Source organism: Providencia sp. PROV201 (genome assembly GCF_028479545.1).
GTDB lineage: Bacteria > Pseudomonadota > Gammaproteobacteria > Enterobacterales > Enterobacteriaceae > Providencia > Providencia huaxiensis.
This window is the reverse complement of the sequence record NZ_JAMPNW010000015.1, coordinates 1-20,212: the sequence shown is the minus strand read 5'-3', so window position 1 is coordinate 20,212 and position 20,212 is coordinate 1. Positions and strand designations below refer to the sequence as shown.

Here is a 20,212-nt window from a genome sequence, read left to right as displayed (position 1 = left end):
CTGTGAGTCATTAAGCGGTTGGCTCAAGGATTTGGTGCATAATAGGGTGGAATCTACGTTTGAAATAGACTAAGCCATGCCCTTCATCACGGACAATGATTTGTTTCATTTCAACCATATAGACAGAGTGCGTACCCATGTCCTGCACTTGAGTGATTTCGCCTTCAAGGTTGGCAAGGGCATTTTTTAGTAAAGGTTGCTGTAAAATACCGTTATCCCACACATTCCAGCTAAAACGTTCTTCCATCGTGGAACCTTTCATTCCAGCAAAATGGCACGCTAACTCTTCTTGGTCATGACTCAGCACGTTCACGCACAGGCGGCCATTCTTTTGAAATACCGCATTCATAGCGCTATTGCGGTTAACACAGACCATCAAAGTGGGTGGCGTATCTGTAACTGAACAGACTGCGGTGGCTGTAATTCCACAGCGACCCTCAGTCCCATCCGTGGTGACGATATTGACTGCTGCACCAAGACTTGCCATCGCATCTCTGAAACGCAGGCGATGTTCATTTTCTAAAGACATTTTGACCTCCTGCTGCCGATTATTTCAGCAGCGAATCTAACTGATTAATATCATTGTTGTTATGCAGGTGTGGACGTTTCCATCCGTGTTGATCGTAGTCTGATAAACAGCGATCAACCATATCTGTCATGGCTTTCATATTGCCAGAACCGTATGCATGACGCAGACATTGCAGACGAATTTCATCTTGGCTTCCTGCGTAGTTAATTTCATACAGTTCGTGGCGGCCACCAAATTCACTACCGATTGCATCCCACATGAGTTTAAGGATCTTAATACGTTCAACGTGATCCATACCATTAGAGCCGCGAACATATTTAGCTAAATACTTATCAATTTCTGGATTATTCATATCACGAACGCTTGATGGTAGGTAAATCAGGCCACTTGTCACGTTACTTTCAATGATATTCTTGATTTTGGTGTAAGCCATTGGTGCCATAACACGGTAAGTTTGGATGGCTTGAGTATCTGGTAGATAAGCACCGCCTTCCCATGCTTGCGCTTCAGAGGTCATTGCATCGGTTAATGACCAGAACAGATTACGCCATGCGACCACTTCACCGAGATCGGCTTGTACACCACGGAAATCAATAACACCTGTACATTCTAAACTTTTTTGTAACAATCCGGTAATGAAGTCTAATTTAACCGCTAAGCGGACACAAGCTTGTAATGGGAATAAACGCGCAAACCCACCTTGTACGGCCCAATTACGAGCGCGGTCAAAGTCACGGTAGATCAGGACGTTTTCCCATGGAATTAACACATGATCCATCACCAAGATGGCATCATTTTCATCGAAACGGCTTGAAAGCGGGTAATCAAATGGTGCGCCTGTTGCGCCAGCCACTAATTCATAAGATGCACGTGAGATTAATTTCACACCGTCGGCATCCATTGGTGCAACAAACATCAGTGCAAAATCTGGGTTATCACCCATCACTTGTGCAGAACCAAAACCGATAAAGTTATAGTGTGTTAATGCGGAGTTGGTCGCAACGACTTTTGCACCACTGACGATAATACCCGCATCCGTTTCTTTTTCGAGTTTGATATAAACATCTTTGACTTCATCAGCTGGCTTATGGCGGTCGATTGGCGGGTTAACAATCGCATGGTTAAAGTAAAGGCCGCTCTCTTGAATGCGTTTATACCAGTGACGCGCGTTGTCTGCAAATTGACCATAGTATTCTGGGTTAGCACCTAAACAGCTGGCGAATGCCGCCTTATAGTCTGGAGTGCGTCCCATCCATCCGTAGCTCTGGCGTGACCAATCTGCGATAGCGTCACGTTGTTGGCGCAGTTCATCGGCACTTTTAGCGAAGCGGAAGAATTTGTGAGTGTATCCACCGTTGCCTGTGTCGGTGTTCCAGCAAAGTTGGTCATGAGTCGTTTTATCATGAAGCGCATCATATAATTGTCCTATAGAAGCGGCTGAATTACGAAAAGCAGGGTGAGTGGTGACGTCTTTTACGCGCTCGCCATAAATATAGATTTCGCGGCCATCTTGTAAGCTTTTTAAATATTCTTGGCCATTAAAAGGGCGTTTAGCATCGGAACGAAAATCTTCTGGTTTCATGTCTACCTCGTTATCTCACAATGAGGGCTTGCATTGATAGGGCACAAAGGCTGCAAGCTAAATATGTTAATTTTATGTTTGTTTTGTGTTTCTTAATTGAATCGCTTTACGAGGGAGTTTTAAAGAGACATTCTAAAGGTTTACTGGTACTTTTCGTTGAAAGTTGTTTTTTGTGAAAGAAATGTGATCATCTCGATGTTTTGATATTAACGTAATGCTTTTGTTGTATCGTAATCTATTGATTATCATTTAATAATTAACTTATTTTTATATTAATGTTAATTATTATTCTAGTATATTATTGTTCTTTTTTTAATCTCCTTGTTCACTTTTAGTTAAGCGTTATCGGCATTTTTACAAAGTTAAAACAAAATTTATAAAACATCAAAATGTTTTTAAAATGTAAAATAATTTGAAGGTGTAATAGTTTGTAGAGATAAGGGAGAAGATGGTTTGATATGCAGATAGAGAAGCTTAATGATTTTTACCTAAAAAATAAGGATAAAATCACTAAGCCTCTCTTTAATGAATGTTTTGTTCTCTCCATAGGCTAGGAGAGCATCCTACTAACCGGTTAAAAAAACGCGCAAAATAGGCGGGGTCTTTGAAACCGAGCTGGTAGGCAATCTCAGAAACGGGGCTATCGGAAAATAACAACATTCGTTTAGCTTCACGCAATATTCTGTCAAAAATTAACCTTTTCGGTGGCCGGTTAGCGAACCGCCGGCACATATCCTTAAGGCGTGATTCTGTGACATCAAGTTTCTTGGCATATTCAGGCACTGCAAGGTGTTCATGATAATGCAAGTCAATGAGCTGATTAAACCGCTGGAATAGACGATGTTCGCCTCTAACCCCTGTTGTTGGGTGTTCATCAAGTGGAATCGAGCGCAGCAGAAACGTAAATAATGCTTGGGCTAAAGAAGCGAGGGCTTGGTCTTTACCTATATAGTTATTAGCCGATTCACGCGCCATCAATGCCCAGTAATGGTTAAAGGTATCGATATCATCAGGTTTATCAGCAACAGATAAACATATAGCCGGAATATCCACTAAATCAGGATTTGCTGGGTATAACGACCCCAGTAATGGCGTAATTAAATCCTGTCGTACGGTGAGTACGTGGCCGTCAGTGTCTTCTTGAGTGAAAAATGCATGCGCAACCGAAGGGGGCGTAAGAATAAATAATGGGGCTTGAACGGAATAGCGGGACTCATCGAGCTGCAAAGTAATATGGCCCGTAACCAAATAGTGCAACTGGAAGAAACCGTCATGGCGATGCGCTTGCATATCGCGACCAAAGAAGGCAGCCATGTTGCCAAAGGTTTGGTAGTGGACGTCGTCAGTGCCTTGGGTTTCGTCGTAGTCTGTACTGATGTCAATATTCGTAATTAAAGTTGAGTTACCCTTCATTCTTCGGCTCGCAGCGTTGTTGGCCTCACAAGCCAACCCTAGTCACATATTTCAGTATGCTCCTAGGGATTAGCTTGCTTGCCGCTTAGCTGCAACTCGAATTGCTCTTCATTCTTTGGCCCGCAGCGTTGTTGGCTTCACACGCTAACCCTAGTCACATACTCGTGTATGCTCCTAGGGATTAGCTTGCTTGCCGCCTAGCTGCAAGCCAAATTATTTTGAGCAATATCCATGGTTATTGAGTTACAGCACTCTAATTTATTAAACCTTACATTTTTAAGGTGTTGCCCTTGGTCTTGAGTTTTTCATTGGAATAACCATGACTAACAGCGCACCGACCACCAGCAGGCCTGCCACAAAATAGAGGCCGGAGTTAAAGCTACCGGTTTGGTCTTTTAACCAACCAATCAACAGTGGGCTGACGGCAGAACCTATATTACCCGTTGCGTTAATAACAGCAATACCGATGGCGCGAGCACGTAAACTGATTGATTGGTCTGGGGTTGTCCAGAACACGGCCATCGCAGTAAATGAACCTGTTGATGCCATGATAATACCAATTAATTGGATGACGGGATGGCTCGTCATCGCAGCGAGGATCCAGCCCGCTGCCGCAAATAAGTAGGGAAGTGCAGTGTGCATTTTCCGTTCTTGTAATCTATCAGAGCGACGACTCCAATAGATCATCCCTAGAATAGTACAAAACTGTGGGATAGCGGTTAATAGCCCAATCATGGCATTACTACTGCCTTCATTGAAGCTTTGCATGATCTGTGGTGTCCAAATATTAATCGCACTTAACGTATTGGTTAAGCAAAAATAAGCGACGGTATACATTAAGATCACAGGGGTAAAAATTTCTTTCCATAAACTTTTGTTCTGTAATGCGGTATGGCTTTTTGACCCCTGTGGCTGGACAAGCTCTAGTTGGTCTTGGTCCATCATTTCTTGTAATGTATCTTTGTCTTCTTGGGTCAACCATTTTGCTTTCTTTGGTGAATCATCAAGGTAGAACCAAACCAACACACCGAGGATCACCGATGGGAAACCTTCTAACAGGAACAGCCATTGCCAGCCTTTTAGGTTTAAAATGCCATCCATGCCTAAAATATAGCCCGATGCCAGGGAACCGAATGCCATGGTGACTGGCATCGCAATCATAAATAAGGCATTAGCACGAGCGCGGAAATAGGCCGGGAACCAGTAAGTCAGATAAACTAAAATCCCAGGTAAGAAGCCCGCCTCAGCGATACCCACTAACATCCGTAGGACGTATAAGCTCGTAGGCCCTGTGGCAAACATGGTGGCTGTAGAAGCGATACCCCAAAGCACCATGATGGTGGCTATCCAGCGGCGAGCCCCAACAATCCCCAACATGATGTTACTTGGAATACCAAAAATCACGTAAGTGGCATAGAACAAGGTAGCCGCTAGGCCAAACATGGTGGACGTTAGGCCGATGTCTTTCCCCATGGTTAAGCCCGCAAAGCCAATATTAATACGGTCTAAGAAGGAAAAAACAAATAGCACAAATAAAAATACAATCAGACGTTTAAATAATTTATTAATCACCCGCTGCTGCGGTTCGGTTAAATTTTTATGTTGTTCAGCAGGGTTAGTGCTTGCAAGTTGTTGATTACTCATATTGTAGGGCCCTCAATTCTTTCTTTTGCAGATTATTATAGGTACAAGGGACGAGTAGGCAGCCATGGTGCTGTCTGCCCAATGTTGCGATATTGATTTCTTATTTATCTAATTAAGTTATTTGTCTGTAGGGTTAAAATTAACTTATTTAGAGATAGTTTAATTAATAAACGCTTGGTGTACTTGAAGTCACCTCAGAGACGGTTTTACCAAATTTTGCTGCTAGCGCTTCTGCGGTACGAGCCAGTAGCGTGGTATCAACCCCGACGGCAACAAATAGTGCGCCGAGTTTCAGATAATGTTCAGCAACATCTGGGGCTGCCATCAAAATACCGGGTGCCAAGCCGGCTTCACGAATTTGTACAATCGCTTTTTCTATCGCGGCTTTGACTTCAGGGTGGTTAGGGTTCCCTGAAAAGCCCATATCCGCACTAAGATCCGCAGGGCCGATAAATACACCATCGACGCCTTCAACCTTTAAGATCTCAGGAAGATTATTCATGGCTTCTCGGGTTTCAACCTGCACTATCACGCACATTTCATCATTGGCACGGGTTAAATAATTAGGTACTCGGTTCCAACGAGAAGCACGAGCTAAAGCACTGCCGACACCACGGATCCCGGCTGGCGGGTAACGCGTTGCACGTACTGCTTGTTTGGCTTGCTCTGCATTTTGTACCATCGGTAGCAAAAGGGTTTGTGCACCAATATCCAGTAATTGCTTAATGATCACCGGATCATTCCACGGTGGGCGTACCACGGGCTGTGACGGATAAGGGGCGATAGCTTGTAATTGAGATAATGTCGTTTGCACATTATTTGGTGCATGTTCACCATCAATTAATAACCAGTCAAAGCCTGCACCAGCAAGTAATTCAGCACTATATGGGCTGCATAAGCCAAGCCATAAACCAATTTGCGGCTGCCCACTTTTTAGCGCTTTTTTAAATTTATTTTCTAAAATATCCATACCATTTTCCTTACACGAAGCGGCAGCTAATTGAACCCATATTGCCGTAATCAACGTGGAACACATCACCTTTACGAGCAGGAACAGGGCGTGTAAATGAGCCACCTAAGATAATTTGGCCTGGCTCAAGTTGTACATTATGCGGTGCTAATTTATTTGCTAACCATGCTACGCCATTCGCTGGGTGATTGAGCACAGCAGCGGCTACGCCCGATTCTTCAATGACGCCATTACGATAGAGTAGGGCGCTAATCCAACGCATATCCAAATCGCGAGGTTTAATTGGGCGACCACCTAAGATTACCGCGCCATTTGCTGCGTTATCTGAAATGGTATCGAACACTTTACGTGGGCGATTGGTTTCAGGGTCAACGTTGTGGCAACGCGCATCGATCAATTCAAGGGCTGGGATCACATAGTCAGTTGCGTTATAGACATCAAAGATGGTGCAGTTTGGCCCACTTAATGGCTTTGCGAGTACGAAGGCTAATTCAACTTCAATACGTGGCACAATAAAGCGGTCTGTTGGAATATCACAGCCATCATCAAAAAACATATCGTCAAGAAGCGCACCGTAATCAGGTTCATCAATTTGTGAACTTGCCTGCATGGCTTTGGATGTTAGCCCAATTTTATGGCCTTTTAGCACACGTCCTTCAGCAATTTTCACGCCAACCCACTCTTTTTGGATAGCGTAAGCATCGTCGATCGTCATTTCTGGGTGATCGAGTGAGATCTGACGGATTTGCTCACGTGATTTTTCAGCCTGATTTAGGCGTTGCGCGATTTGCGAGATTACATCTTTTTGTAACATGCTGTTAATACTCCTATTCACCTATTCTATTTCGAGAGCAGCGCTGCACTAAAGCGCTTTGCTGCCACTCGAACTATTCAAGGTGTAAATTGAATGCGTACCCAGCGGTACTCAATTTAACTAATTAGAAAGACCACCAAAGCAGAGGTATTTCACTTCCAAGTAATCTTCGATTCCGTAGCGTGAACCTTCACGCCCCAGACCAGACTGCTTAATGCCACCAAATGGGGCCACTTCATTTGAGATAATGCCTTCGTTAATACCGACCATGCCGCTTTCTAGAGCTTCTGCGACGCGGTAGATACGACCGATATCTTTTGAATAGAAATAGGATGCCAAGCCAAATTCAGTGTCATTGGCAAGATCAATTGCTTCTTGCTCATCACGGAATTTAAATAATGGCGCGAGTGGGCCGAATGTTTCTTCTTTGGCCACTTTCATAGCCTCAGTGACGCCAGTGATAACGGTCGGTTCAAAGAACAAGCCGCCTAAGTGCGCAGGTTTACCACCTGCAATCACTTTTGCACCATGGGATACAGCATCAGCAATATGTTCAGTGACTTTATCCACTGCAGCTTGGTTAATCAGAGGGCCTTGCTGGGAGTCTGCTTGTGTGGCAGGGCCGATTTTCAGTTCATTCACGGCTTTTGCTAAACGAGCCGCAAATTCATCGTAAACGCCTTCTTGGACTAAGATACGGTTAGCACACACACAGGTTTGCCCACTATTGCGGAATTTAGCCGTTAACGCACCTTGTACAGCGGCATCTAAATCGGCATCATCAAACACGATAAATGGCGCGTTACCACCGAGTTCCAGAGACATCTTTTTCACTGTATTGGCGCACTGTTCCATCAGCAACTTACCGACTCGAGTTGAACCCGTAAAGGTGAGTTTGCGTACCACAGGGCTGGAGGTCATTACGCCACCAATGGCCTGTGCATCTGTACCCGGAACGATATTGAACACACCCGCAGGAATACCCGCTTCTTCTCCTAACACTGCTAATGCTAATGCGGATAATGGTGTCTCTGCTGCGGGTTTTAACACCATGGTACAGCCGGCAGCAAGGGCTGGGCCGACTTTGCGCGTGATCATGGCATTTGGAAAGTTCCATGGCGTGATAGCCGCAACCACACCGACAGGTTGTTTAATGGTGACAAGGCGACGTCCCGGCAGAGGTGATGGGATGGTTTCCCCATATATACGTTTACCTTCTTCAGCAAACCACTCAATAAAGCTGGCACCGTAGGCAATTTCGCCCATCGATTCAGTGATCGACTTACCTTGTTCAGCACTGAGTAACTCAGCCAATTCTTTTTGGTTGTCCATCATTAAACGGAACCACTTGTTTAAAATTTGGCTGCGCTCTTTGGCGGTTTTAGCACGCCATGCTGGGAGCGCTTTTTCTGCGGCCTCAATAGCTTGTTGAGTTTCTAACGCACCAACGTTGCTGACGTTAGCGATAACCTCGTTATTTGCTGGGTTAGTGACCTCAAACACACTTTTATTTTGGGCATCAACCCATTGGCCGTTGATATAAGCTTGTTGGCGAAATAATGTAGAATTGGTATTTATGCTCATTTTTCGTTGTTCTCCGAAGACACTGATTGGACTTGTGGACGGATATTTTTAGCTGATAGCTGTTGGCTAGCAAAACTTAACCCGGCACAAAGCGCCATAACAAGTGCCATAGCGAATGGGGATTCATCTTGTAATACAGAAACTGCAACGCTGGCGATAGCCGCTAAGGCAAACTGAATAGAAATCGCAAGTGCACTGGCACTTCCTGCAATTTTCCCGCGATGTTGCAGTAATAGTGACAAACTGTTGGTGCCGATAGCATTGACCATCGATAAGAACAGCACGACTAGAATAACAATTATGGGCAAACTTTGTTGGTAAAATATGAGTAACAGCAGACCAAATGCCAATTGAAACCCACTTTGCATAGTCAGTATGCGCGTTAAACTATAGGTTTTTAGCAGTTTAACGTTCAACAACAGCATGACGATCATCCCCAAGATGTTACAACCGAACAGCAAACCATAATGTTGTTCAGAAACACCGAAATAATTGATATACACAAACGGTGAACCACTGATAAAGGCAAACATACCGGCAAAAGAGAATGCCATGGTGCCAATAATACTCAGTGCTTCTCGGTCTGTGAGCACCTGCGCATAATTCTTGAAGGCGACACAAAGGATATTTTCAGAACCACGCTGGTGGGTTAGCGTTTCAGGGAGCAAGAAAAAAATCGCACACACCGAAGCTAAGCCAATCAACGCTAATAAGTAAAAAATCACTTGCCACTGAAAATGAACAAGTAAAAAACCACCTAAAAGTGGTGCCAGTAGCGGGGCTATCATGGTCACAAGTGTCATTAATGACAGTACTTTAGGTAGTTCATGGGCAGGATAAACATCCCTTGCAATTGCCCTAGCCATAACAATGGCAGCACCACTCCCAAATGCTTGCAATGCTCTAAAAATAATTAAGGTATTTGCATCAGTGGCTTGAGCGCATAGCAGGCTTGCCACCGTAAAGATGACTAGGCCACTTAGCAGCATTTTACGACGGCCGAGTAAATCGCTTAATGGCCCGTAAAATAGCATTCCCACACAGAAACCGGCAAAAAAAGCGCCAAGGGTGTACTGCATTTGCCCTTGAGTGGCGTGTAATGCAGTTCCCATTTGAGGAAGGGCAGGAAGGTACATATCGATAGACAATGGACCGAATGCCACTAATGACCCTAGTAATGGGATCAAGTAGTGCGGTATGTGTTTATCGAAATTTTTAACCATCTTGCCCTCTCAATAAAACGTTAAATAAAGATTTAAACTATTAACCTTTAAACTATTAACCTTTAAACAAGGCATGAACATTGTTTTGCTTATAATTTAATACGGGATCAAGCTCTTCCATGGTAAAAGACAGCGCCAGATAGCGTTTTGCCATTAAATCGGCAAAGTGGGCTTTGATCAGGTCGAAGATCATCTCCCCCGTTTTTTGCCTATCTTCAAGAGAGCGTCCGGCACCAATTTTTAGCGTCATATGCACAAATGCATAATCGTGTTTGCCATCAGCCATTTGCCAAGTATCTAGCCAAATAGCACGGCTACGAATACCGCCTAATGGAAAAATACCAGTAGCAGCAAGGGATTCATTCACTTGTGCAAACAGCTCTGGAAGTTTCGCTTCTTCACGGATATTCTCTGTACATTCTGCATAAAAATGAGGCATAACAGTTCCTTATGCGTTGGCAGCTTGTTTATCAGTGATATAGTTTGGAAGTGGGAACACGGCATTAATTTGCCCTGTGCCTGAGCTGGCAAACAAGTCAGTTAAAACTTCCACTTTCTCAGCGTATTTATCCCAACCTAACATGCCTAACAACATCACTGTGTCGTGCATATGGCCTTCGCCATAGCAGTAGTCGGCATATTCAGGTAGCATTTTGCAGAACTCTTCAAAGCGGCCTTCACGCCAAAGTTTGACGACGCGTTTATCCATCTGCTCATCAAATTCACGTGTGTAGCTATTCATACCGTCTTCGGCTTTTTGGTCATCAATAAAGCGGTGTGATAATGAACCACTCGCTAATACAGCGACTGTGCCATCGTATTTTTCAATCGCAGTCAGTACGGCTTCGCCTAATTTGCGGCTGTCTTCAAAACTGTGAGACGTACAGAATGCTGAAATTGAGATAACTTTAAAGTGACGGTCGCTATTCATATAGCGCATAGGGACTAACGTGGCGTATTCGAGGGTTAAGCTTGGAATTTCATGGGCTTGAGCACGAACGCCTAATTTACGTGCTTCTTCACCAATCATTTGGCCTAATACGGAGTTCCCATCATATTCATATTCCATATCACGAATAAAATGTGGGAGTTCATTACTGGTGTAAATACCTTTGAAGTGGTCAGCACAATTAATGTGATAAGCACTATTAACTAACCAGTGTGTATCAAAAACAATAATGGTATCAACGCCTAATTCACGGCAACGACGACTGATTTCTTTGTGTCCATCGATAGCGGCTTGGCGACATCCATGGTTTTTACCTGGTAGTTCTGATAGGTACATGGATGGGACGTGTGTTATTTTTGCAGCGAGTGCCAACTTACCCATATTTATATCCTTACCCGTCATTCTTCAAGCTGTAGCGTTGTTGACTGCTCGCGCTAACCCTAGTCACATACTCATGTATGCTCCTAGGGATTAGCTTGTTTGTCGCCTAGCTACAACTCGAATTATTTAGGGTAAGACAGCGAGTTTACCTAAGTTGTAGCTCTTCTAACGACTTGAAGTGACTTGGTTTATCAGTTTTAACGATGCTGAGTATCAATATAATTCAGCGGAAAGTGCTGGAATATAAGGTTTCCAGCACAGAGTGTTGTAAAGCTTACACACCCCAACGAGGGATGTTGTGGTCTCCGTAGGAGATACACACGTTTTTCATTTCTGCAAACACTTCGAAGCTGTATTCACCACCTTCACGGCCAACACCCGAAGCTTTCACGCCACCGAATGGTTGACGTAGGTCACGCACGTTTTGGGTGTTAACAAACACCATTCCTGCTTCGATACTGCGAGAAAGGCGTAAGACCTTGCTGACATCTTGCGTCCAAATATACGAAGCAAGACCGTATTCAATATCATTTGCCATGCGTAAACCGTCTTCTTCAGATTTAAACGGAATTAAACAAGCTACAGGCCCAAAGATCTCTTCTTGGGCGACACGCATACGGTTATCGACATCAGCCAGTACTGTAGGGCGTAAGAAATTACCACCTTTCAGGTGATCAGGTAGATCGGTCGGTTTGTCTGGCCCACCCGCTAACAAGGTTGCGCCTTCTTCCATACCTAAGCGAATGTAACCCGAAACTTTGTTCCAGTGCTGTTGGCTGATCAATGCACCCACTTGGGTTTTTGGATCGTTCGGGTCACCGACGATCAAGCGGTTTGCACGTTCCGCAAAGCGTTTAACAAACTCAGGGTAAATGCTTTCTTGAATGAAAATACGTGAGCCCGCAGTACAGCGTTCGCCATTAATGGAGAAAATAGTGAACAGAGCGGCATCGAGTGCACGTTCAATGTCCGCATCTTCAAAGACTAATACAGGTGATTTACCCCCTAATTCCATGGAGTATTTTTTCAAGCCTGCATTTTGCATAATGGTGCGGCCAGTGGCCGTGCCCCCAGTAAAGGAAACCGCACGGACATCATGGTGTTTGACTAAAGCATCCCCAGCAGTGCTACCATAGCCTTGAACCACGTTCAAAACGCCCGCAGGAATACCCGCTTCCAGCGCCAGTTCACCAAGGCGGTTCGCTGATAATGGAGATAATTCAGACATTTTCAGAACCGCAGTATTACCCAGTGCTAAACAAGGGGCGGTTTTCCATGTGGCGGTCATAAATGGCACGTTCCATGGTGAAATCAGCGCACAGACACCCACAGGTTGAACCAAGGTGTAGTTCATCATCTTGTCATCAACAGGGTATGTACGGCCGTTCATTTGCTGGCAAATCTCGGCGAAGAATTCAAAGTTATGTGAAGCACGTGGGATCAACACGTTTTTAGTTTGGTGAATAGGCAAACCGGTGTCTTTGGTTTCCATTTCTGCAATTTGCGGGACATTTTCGTCGATCAATTCACCAAGGCGACGCATTAAGCGAGCACGCTCTTTCATTGGGGTATTGGCCCACTTTGGAAATGCGTCCTTTGCTGCGGCAACAGCTTGGTTGATTTCGTCTTGTCCACCCGCTGCGACTTCAGCTAATACTTCGCCAGTTGCAGGGTTGGTGGTTTCAAAATAGTCTTTGCTAGCAACGTTTTTACCGTTGATCCAATGATTAATCTTAGTCATTACACACGTTCCTCATACTCTTTTTCGCTGATAATGGTGTTGACCAATCTGCCAACGCCTTCAACTTCAACAATGACTTCGTCACCCGGTACGACATCAGACAACCCTTTTGGTGTCCCTGTCGCAATCATGTCTCCCGGTTGCAGTGTCATAAAGTCACTGAGGTAAGCAATTAAAAATGGAATATCAAAAATGAGATCGGCAGTGGTGCCTTTTTGACGTAATTCACCATTAACATAGGTGTATAAAGCCAAATTATGGGGATCTTTAACGGCGTCTTTATCGATAATCCAAGGGCCAATCGGTGTTAAGGTATCGCGGCTCTTAACTCGTAAATTTGGGCGATAATAGTTCTCTAAATAGTCACGGATCGCATAGTCATTACACACGGTGTAGCCTGCGACATAATCCATGGCATCTTCTCTTGAGACCTTATGAGCCGTTTTTCCAATCACCACCACTAATTCAGACTCATAATGCATATATTCAACATTATCAGGGCGAACAGAAACTTGGCGGTGACCCGTTAAGCTGCTTTCCGCTTTTAAGAAAATCAGCGGTTCTTCAGGTGGCTTAAATTCTAACTCTGCGGCGTGGTCGGCATAGTTCAAACCAAGGGCAAATAACGTCCCTTGAGCAGGAGGCAGCCATGTAACATCAGGAGAATCACCCGCGATCACATCCCCATTAGGTAATGTAATGGCTTCGTTATCACCAACAGTGACGGAATATTCAGTGCCTTTAAAAAGGATTTTGGCGCGTTTTATTATCGTAGACATTATTTTCCTCCTGCTGCCACAACGGTATTTTTCAGGCTAGGAAAGCCTTCCGCTTGGATAACCACTTCATCACCGGGTTTGATGGTGACACGTTGCTGTGGTGTGCCGAGTAGGATCACATCCCCTTGCTTTAAGGTGGCAAAGTCACTTAATGCAGCCACTAACTCGCTAGCATCGCGGATCAGATCTTTTGTTGACCAGCGATCCGCTTCTTTGCCATTCACTAGAGTGATGATATCAACAGGAGTACTCAGTGAAGTTGCTACCATTTCACCGATTGGGCAGAAAGTATCACGGCATTTGGCTTTAATCGCAGGACGATAAAATGTGTCTTCTGGCAAGCTCACTTCATTTGCCAATGCAAACCCAGCAATAAATTGATGTGCATCTTCTTTGCTGACTTTACGTGCATTTTTGCCGATTACCAAAGCAAGCGTAGCGCCACTTTGCACTTCTTCACCTGCGGGATGCAAAATTTGCTCGCCTGAATTGATACGCGTATTACGCGGCTTAATAAACCACACTGGGGTTTTCGGCGGGGTTTTATAAGGGGCTTGCTGGAATGCCTCGAGCCAATGGCTAAGCTGGCTTTGATGATTGAGGGCAACGGCAAATACAGTGCCTTTCATTGACAACTCCTTAATGAAAAGAATTCAACTTTCGAGTAATTATTAACATATTAATAAAGTATATTTTTTAAATTAGCAATAGGTTTATGGAAATGTTAATTTTAATTGTGATCTCATTAACACAATTAAGTTATCTTTCTGTAAGATGCTGTTATAAAAGAATTTATTATTTTTTCAATTTTTTTTGATTTACAAAAAATTAACTTTAAAGTTGGATTTTAAATTATTTACTCATTAATATTTTAGGGTTTTTCTTTGAGATTGTTATTTGGGCGTGCTACTCTTAATTAAGGCAAATTGGTGATGTGGAAATTCATGGTGATAACCAAAGGTTTCACTAAAGCATTGGGCCAATAAAGCAATGTGGCAGCCGCCATAAAATACCTAAATTGGGCTAAATAACGTTAATTAAGTGGTGAGTTTTAAGCTTATGCATGAATCATTGACAATTGCATTATTGCAGGCAAGAGAAACCGCAATGGGTTTTTTCCGGCCGATATTAAAGTCGTATAATTTGACTGAACAGCAATGGCGTATCATTCGCGTTTTAGCTGATAAGCGTTCAATTGATTTTCATGAATTATCAGTCCAAACCTGTATTCTGCGCCCAAGTTTAACGGGGATCTTAACCCGTATGGAGCGCGAAGGTTTAATTTTCCGCTTAAAACCGTTGAATGATCAGCGAAAATTATATGTCTCTTTGACACCTGCGGGGCAAGAGTTGTATGACAAAGCACGGCAGGAAGTGGAAGAAGGTTATCAAAAAATCGAGCAGGCTTTTTCGCCAGAGAAAATGCAGCAATTGACCGCACTGTTGGATGAGTTAATCGCTTTAGAGAGCCCAGATTATAGTAATATCGCTGCTGATAAGAGAAAGAGCGCCTAAATTTTCGTCATATTTCGAGCTCTAGTTGTGTTGGCTTCTTTCGGCTATTTGGGTCACATACTTGTGTATGCTCCCCAAACTATCCTCAATTGCTGCCTTGCTAGAGTTCGAGCTATTTAGAAATTTAATTATTGGTCATATTTCGGTTATTTGGGTCACATACTGATGTATGCTCCCCAAACTATCCTCAATTGCCGCCTTGCTAGAGTTCGAGCTATTTAGAAATTTAATTATTGGTCATATTTCGGTTATTTGGATTACATACGACTGTATGCTCATCTGGCTATCTTCAATTGCCACCTTCCTACAATTCGAATTATTTTAAATATAGTTATTACTTAAATAATTCACTTTTCCGTTTAGATTCACTGAAGTTGAACTTCACTTATATTTATTGGTTGAGTAGTCAATCCCTCACTGTCATATCTTATTTGTAATTGTGAAATTATTTATAGGTTGCTTGTGACAAATTCTTCAGAAAAATCATTCCCAATAAAATCAAATGATTGATTTTCAGTGCATAGAGCCAATGATTGTTATCAATTGCAGTTTTGTCGAATTAATAAACTTAAAAAATACAAAAAAACACATTAAAAATGAAAGTATTAATTTTTAGTCATGGTGGATTTTTTTTATCTAAAAACAGTTAATGAGAATAAGTTACATTACGGTAAATTTACTGTTCGTAACGAAAATTTAGATAACATGACAAAATATCAAATTATGTGGCGTTTATTATACTTATCGTTGTTTATGATTTCGCCCTATGGCTACACAGAAAATCAACTACTCCCCTCTGCACAGGAAAGTGTTCAATTTGAACAGAAACAACGGTTAGAGTCAGAGTTAATCCAACGTAATCGATTGGAAAAACAAAGCACTATTTCCATTGAAGATGCATTGCCATCTCCTTCCCAAAATGAAATATGTTTCCTTATCAGTGAGATCCAATTTGTCGGTGCCACACAGCTTACGACTAAAACTCAAACTCAGTTAACCTCATCTTATTTAAAACGCTGCCTCACACTGAGTGAAATACAAAAGCTCACCAAGCATGTAACTAATTACTATATGGAACAGGGGTTTATTACCTCTCAAGCCATCATTCCTGAGCAAGATTTATCCTCACATCAATTGTTATTACAAGTGATTGAAGGGCATGTTGAAACTATCGAGATTGAAAATTCCCCTGAGCGTTTAGTTCATCAAATATTTCCTTATCAACAAGGCAAAATATTAAATCTACGGCATATTGAACAAGGGTTGGAGCAACTCAACCGGTTATCGTCCGCTGAGTACACTATCGATATCCAACCAGGAAGCCAAAATGGCTACTCTCGGGTTATTATTCATCAACAAGGGAAAAAATGGCCTATCACGAGCCAGTTGAATCTCGATAACTCGGGTATGGAGGCAACGGGAAAACAGCTGCTTACCGGCGGTTTAACGGTAGATTCCCCATTAGGGTTTGGTGAGCAGTGGTCAGTCTCGGGCAATACCGATATGGATGGAAGTGTATCCCACCATAACCGTTATATCGTTGCGAATGTGAATGTCCCTTATGGTTATTGGTCATACCGTTACCAATTTTACCGTAACAGTACGTTACAACCGTTTTATGCATCGGGGCAGCAATATCGTTATGAAGGCAAAAATACCAATCAGCAGCTTGATATCAGCCGCTTAATTTATCGCGATGGGAAGCAACGGCTTACACTGCAAAGTAGCTTAAAACATAAAAATGCCAACACCCAGTTAGCTTCCCAAACCTTGAGTATCAGCAGCCCAACTTTAACCTCACTTTCGTTTACCCCACAATACAGCACCACGCTTGGACAAGGTTACTTCACGTTTAACCCTGCCGCTGAATGGGGAATATCCGCCTTTGGCGCCTCACCGGATACCCTCGCGAAAGATTCACCGCGCAGCCATTACCGCAAATTCAGTCTAAGCAGCAGTTATCAGTATTTTTTCTCTAATGGTTTGACCTATTTAACCTCATTTTACGGCCAATATTCGCCCGATAATTTATACGGTATTGAACGCATCAGTATTGGAGGCCAGTACTCTGTCCGTGGCTACCACGAGCAGTCTTTAAGTGGTAACCGAGGCGGATATTGGCGTAATGAAATTAATAAAGACATCGCCAATACGGCAATTGGGCAACTGCGTTTTATCGGGGCTTTAGATTACGGGTTTATTGCCTCAGATAAATACCACGTTGAACATGACACCCTAGCGGGGGGAGCCGTTGGTCTCTCTTTTACCGGCAATAGCCTAATTTATTCTCAGTTTCTACTCAGTAAACCTTTGCATTATCCCTCACAACTTAAACCAGACAATTGGTCGGCTTATTGGTCGGTCTCATTTTCTCTGTAGCTTTACGTTTTTAAAGGATTATTTATGCTAAATGAACAATTACCTTCTCGCTCAAAGCGGATATTAAGTTACACCATTATTTTCTTAACCGCAGTCTACCCCTTACATCCCGCTTGGGGAGCCGCCATGACGGCAGCAGATAAAAACACCCAAATCAGCCAACAAAATAATGTCCCGATTATTAATATCGCCACACCGAATGGGGCGGGAATATCCCACAATAAATTTCAACAATTTAATGTTGATAAACAAGGTGCGGTACTCAACAACGCCACCACTAATGTGAATTCCCAAATTGCAGGGCAAATCAAAGCCAATGCGAATTTAAAGGGAAATGCCGCTAATCTGATTATCAACGAAGTTACCGGCAGTAGCCGCTCAGAATTACAAGGTAAGTTGGAAGTAGCAGGCAAAGGGGCGAATATCTTAATTGCTAACCCGAATGGGATTACCTGCAATGGCTGTAGCTTTGTGAATACCCCAGCGATTACCTTGACCACGGGAAAACCCATTCTGGATAACAAGGGGGCATTGTCTGCGGTTGAGGTGAAAAAAGGCAGTGTGGTTATTGGCGCCAATGGCCTGAATGCCGAAGCACAAACCTATGCCGATATTATCAGCCGCGCCACCGAACTAAATGGGCAAATCAAAACCAAAAACTTGACCTTGATGCAAGGCACCAACCGTGTCGATTTTCAAAAAGGCACCGTAACACCGATTGCGGGTGAAGGGGCAAAACCCAGTATTTCGGTAGATACCAAAGCACTGGGTGGGATGTATGCCAATCAAGTGAAATTGGTGAGTACTGAATCAGGGGTGGGGATTAACCTCAGCAATGTGCAAGCCAACCAACATGACCTGACGTTAACCGTCGATGGAAAAATTACTCTTGCGGGTAATATCCAAGGGAAAAAAGACATTAATGTCAGCACCAAAAACCTGCAAATTAACGCCAATGCCAACGTGAATGCCGCCAAAGACATCACATTAGCCACCAACACCCTCACCAATAACGGGAAAGTTATCGCTGGTAAGGACATGCGAGTCTTTGCTGATAACGTCAGTAACACAGGAAATAGCGCACTTATTCAGGCACAAGATAATCTGTGGATACAAAAAAATGCCAAGGGGGATTTGAGTACGCTGATTGAGAATAAGTCAGGGACGATAAAGACCAATGCGGGGGACTTGGTTGTTCGGACAAAAAAACTGACAAATACGGCGAATGCATCTCCAATAGAAATTTCCAATATCAATGCGACTACCAGTGATAAAAATGGCACTTATGTATCTTCTTTTTTTGGTACTAGGCAAGGAGTTGTATCAATTATTTCACTCTACCCTCGATTAGAAAATTTTCCCTATAAAAAATGGTTTGGGGAGATGGATTTGATCAGCAATGACAGCATTAATGTTGAAAGAAAACAGTATTTGAATCTGGGAAATATTGGGACTATCGCATCAGGAAAGAATGCCTATATTAATGCAAATGATTTAGTTAGTGATTTTGGAAAAATTGCAGCAAAAAACAATGTGATATTGACAGGACAAAATGCATCAATATCCTCTTTTAACTCAGGCAAGTTAGATCTTTGGTATAAATATGATACATCTAATGTAGATTTAGGAAAATTTGCAGATGAAAGTGATGATGATGGAACTTATGATATTTTTTATGTTGGTGAGCCGGTAGACTTTAAATTAATCGATAAACTTTATTCTTGGGCTCCCGAAGCCTTAAATTATAAAACGGTATCTGCTGGAAATAATGTTGTTCTTGATTTTAAAAACGACATTAATCTTGAAAGTAAACTTCCTAATACTGAAAAACCCATAGCAAAAATAGTACAAGTAGGTAATCCATCTTTTGCCATTACTGCAAAAAACATTGTCTTAAATTCCAATAATATAAATATTTCTACCAACTTACAGTCTGAAAATGATCTGTCTATTATCGCTGGTCAAAATATCAATATTCATGATGCACAGCTGATTGCAAAACAATCACAGAGCCTAATTGCCAACAACGACCTTAATCTCAAACAAGTCAATTTAACGGCTAAAGACAGTACCTTGATTGCGAAAAATGGCGATCTTCAATATAGCTTAAATCCTGTCTCTGCGTTTAAGGATAATGTCTTATCTCCTCCGGTTATCAACGCCGCAAACTCGTTACATATCCAAGCGGGTAAAAATATCACTTTTGATAATGCGCAGTTAGCCAAAACGAATAAACTTACCCTTAGTGCTAATGACAATATTTTTATTCGTCGTGATGAATCTAATTTAATGAAACTCGCGGCTTCAGAGCCTGTCGCCAATATCAATGCGTTACTCACAAAAACAGGAAATTGGGCAAGTTCAGGGGAAATAAACCTCACCGCTGGTAAAAATATTGAAGCGCATGGCATTGCCTTCAACAGTGGAAAATCACTGACGTTCAATGCAGGCGAAGATATTTTGTTAGACTCAAAAGCGATTAAAGATGTCGATAATGTATTCAAGACCAATCGCTACCCAGAGCTACGCTCACAACTCATCGCGGATGGTAATATTACGTTAAATGCAGCCCGTGATATTGACTTGCAGTCGGCTAACCTTCAGTCCAAAGACAAAATTATTGCACTTTCTGGCCGTGATCTTAAATTAACCGCTACCGCTTACTCTGCCATTCCCAACCCCAACGAAGATAACCAAGATGTACGTTAT

At 42.8% G+C, this 20,212-nt stretch carries 16 protein-coding genes; 3 read left to right on the top strand and 13 right to left on the bottom strand.

The genetic code is table 11. From position 1 onward, the window contains the following. Window positions 1-10: 10 nt before the first annotated feature. The 13 genes from hpaC to PR809_RS13060 all read right to left on the bottom strand — a co-directional run bounded on the left by hpaC (window position 11) and on the right by PR809_RS13060 (window position 14,238). Window positions 11-529: a 4-hydroxyphenylacetate 3-monooxygenase, reductase component gene (gene hpaC, locus PR809_RS13120; protein ID WP_102139503.1), complete on the bottom strand. Its 519-nt coding sequence runs from the start codon at window positions 527-529 to the stop codon at window positions 11-13. Between the two features lie 19 nt (window positions 530-548). Then, window positions 549-2,111 carry a 4-hydroxyphenylacetate 3-monooxygenase, oxygenase component gene (hpaB, locus tag PR809_RS13115; RefSeq protein ID WP_004905326.1) on the bottom strand — a complete coding sequence of 521 codons (1,563 nt, stop codon included), beginning with the start codon at window positions 2,109-2,111 and terminating at the stop codon, window positions 549-551. A 522-nt stretch (window positions 2,112-2,633) separates the two neighbouring features. Next, a complete protein-coding gene (gene hpaA / locus PR809_RS13110; protein ID WP_102139502.1) occupies window positions 2,634-3,524 on the bottom strand; it encodes a 4-hydroxyphenylacetate catabolism regulatory protein HpaA in 891 nt (296 codons plus the stop codon). 276 nt (window positions 3,525-3,800) lie between these two features. Next, window positions 3,801-5,168, bottom strand: coding sequence for a 4-hydroxyphenylacetate permease (gene hpaX, locus PR809_RS13105; RefSeq protein ID WP_102139501.1), 1,368 nt, complete (start codon window positions 5,166-5,168; stop codon window positions 3,801-3,803). A gap of 163 nt (window positions 5,169-5,331) precedes the next feature. Next, a complete protein-coding gene (hpaI, locus tag PR809_RS13100; RefSeq protein WP_102139500.1) occupies window positions 5,332-6,138 on the bottom strand; it encodes a 4-hydroxy-2-oxoheptanedioate aldolase in 807 nt (268 codons plus the stop codon). Window positions 6,139-6,148: 10 nt separating this feature from the next. Further along, window positions 6,149-6,952: a 2-oxo-hept-4-ene-1,7-dioate hydratase gene (gene hpaH / locus PR809_RS13095; protein ID WP_102139499.1), complete on the bottom strand. Its 804-nt coding sequence runs from the start codon at window positions 6,950-6,952 to the stop codon at window positions 6,149-6,151. 120 nt (window positions 6,953-7,072) lie between these two features. Then, the gene (locus tag PR809_RS13090) at window positions 7,073-8,536 is read right to left on the bottom strand and encodes an NAD-dependent succinate-semialdehyde dehydrogenase (RefSeq protein ID WP_102139498.1); all 1,464 of its coding nucleotides are present in this window, start codon (window positions 8,534-8,536) and stop codon (window positions 7,073-7,075) included. Continuing rightward, window positions 8,533-9,759 carry a Bcr/CflA family multidrug efflux MFS transporter gene (locus PR809_RS13085; RefSeq protein WP_102139497.1) on the bottom strand — a complete coding sequence of 409 codons (1,227 nt, stop codon included), beginning with the start codon at window positions 9,757-9,759 and terminating at the stop codon, window positions 8,533-8,535. Before PR809_RS13085 ends, PR809_RS13090 begins: the two co-directional genes overlap by 4 nt. A 55-nt stretch (window positions 9,760-9,814) precedes the next feature. After that, window positions 9,815-10,198, bottom strand: a complete 384-nt coding sequence (locus PR809_RS13080) for a 5-carboxymethyl-2-hydroxymuconate Delta-isomerase (RefSeq protein ID WP_166266782.1) — start codon at window positions 10,196-10,198, stop codon at window positions 9,815-9,817. A gap of 9 nt (window positions 10,199-10,207) precedes the next feature. Continuing rightward, window positions 10,208-11,089, bottom strand: coding sequence for a 3,4-dihydroxyphenylacetate 2,3-dioxygenase (gene hpaD, locus PR809_RS13075; protein WP_102139495.1), 882 nt, complete (start codon window positions 11,087-11,089; stop codon window positions 10,208-10,210). 274 nt (window positions 11,090-11,363) lie between these two features. Further along, on the bottom strand, window positions 11,364-12,830 hold the full coding sequence (hpaE, locus tag PR809_RS13070) for a 5-carboxymethyl-2-hydroxymuconate semialdehyde dehydrogenase (RefSeq protein WP_206276751.1): 1,467 nt from the start codon (window positions 12,828-12,830) through the stop codon (window positions 11,364-11,366). Further along, window positions 12,830-13,597, bottom strand: a complete 768-nt coding sequence (locus PR809_RS13065; RefSeq protein WP_166266804.1) for a fumarylacetoacetate hydrolase family protein — start codon at window positions 13,595-13,597, stop codon at window positions 12,830-12,832. Before PR809_RS13065 ends, hpaE begins: the two co-directional genes overlap by 1 nt. Before the next feature lie 11 nt (window positions 13,598-13,608). Continuing rightward, window positions 13,609-14,238, bottom strand: coding sequence for a fumarylacetoacetate hydrolase family protein (locus PR809_RS13060; RefSeq protein ID WP_206276752.1), 630 nt, complete (start codon window positions 14,236-14,238; stop codon window positions 13,609-13,611). Between the two features lie 430 nt (window positions 14,239-14,668). On the opposite strand from PR809_RS13060, the gene hpaR reads away from it, so the two are divergent. The 3 genes from hpaR to PR809_RS13045 form a co-directional block, all read left to right on the top strand. Continuing rightward, complete coding sequence (gene hpaR, locus PR809_RS13055) at window positions 14,669-15,124, top strand: homoprotocatechuate degradation operon regulator HpaR (RefSeq protein WP_102139493.1); 456 nt, start codon at window positions 14,669-14,671, stop codon at window positions 15,122-15,124. Window positions 15,125-15,829: 705 nt separating this feature from the next. Beyond that, the gene (locus PR809_RS13050; protein WP_272524540.1) at window positions 15,830-17,503 is read left to right on the top strand and encodes a ShlB/FhaC/HecB family hemolysin secretion/activation protein; all 1,674 of its coding nucleotides are present in this window, start codon (window positions 15,830-15,832) and stop codon (window positions 17,501-17,503) included. A gap of 24 nt (window positions 17,504-17,527) precedes the next feature. Further along, the coding region (locus tag PR809_RS13045; protein WP_272524539.1) for a filamentous hemagglutinin N-terminal domain-containing protein at window positions 17,528-20,212 on the top strand (2,685 nt) is incomplete at its 3' end.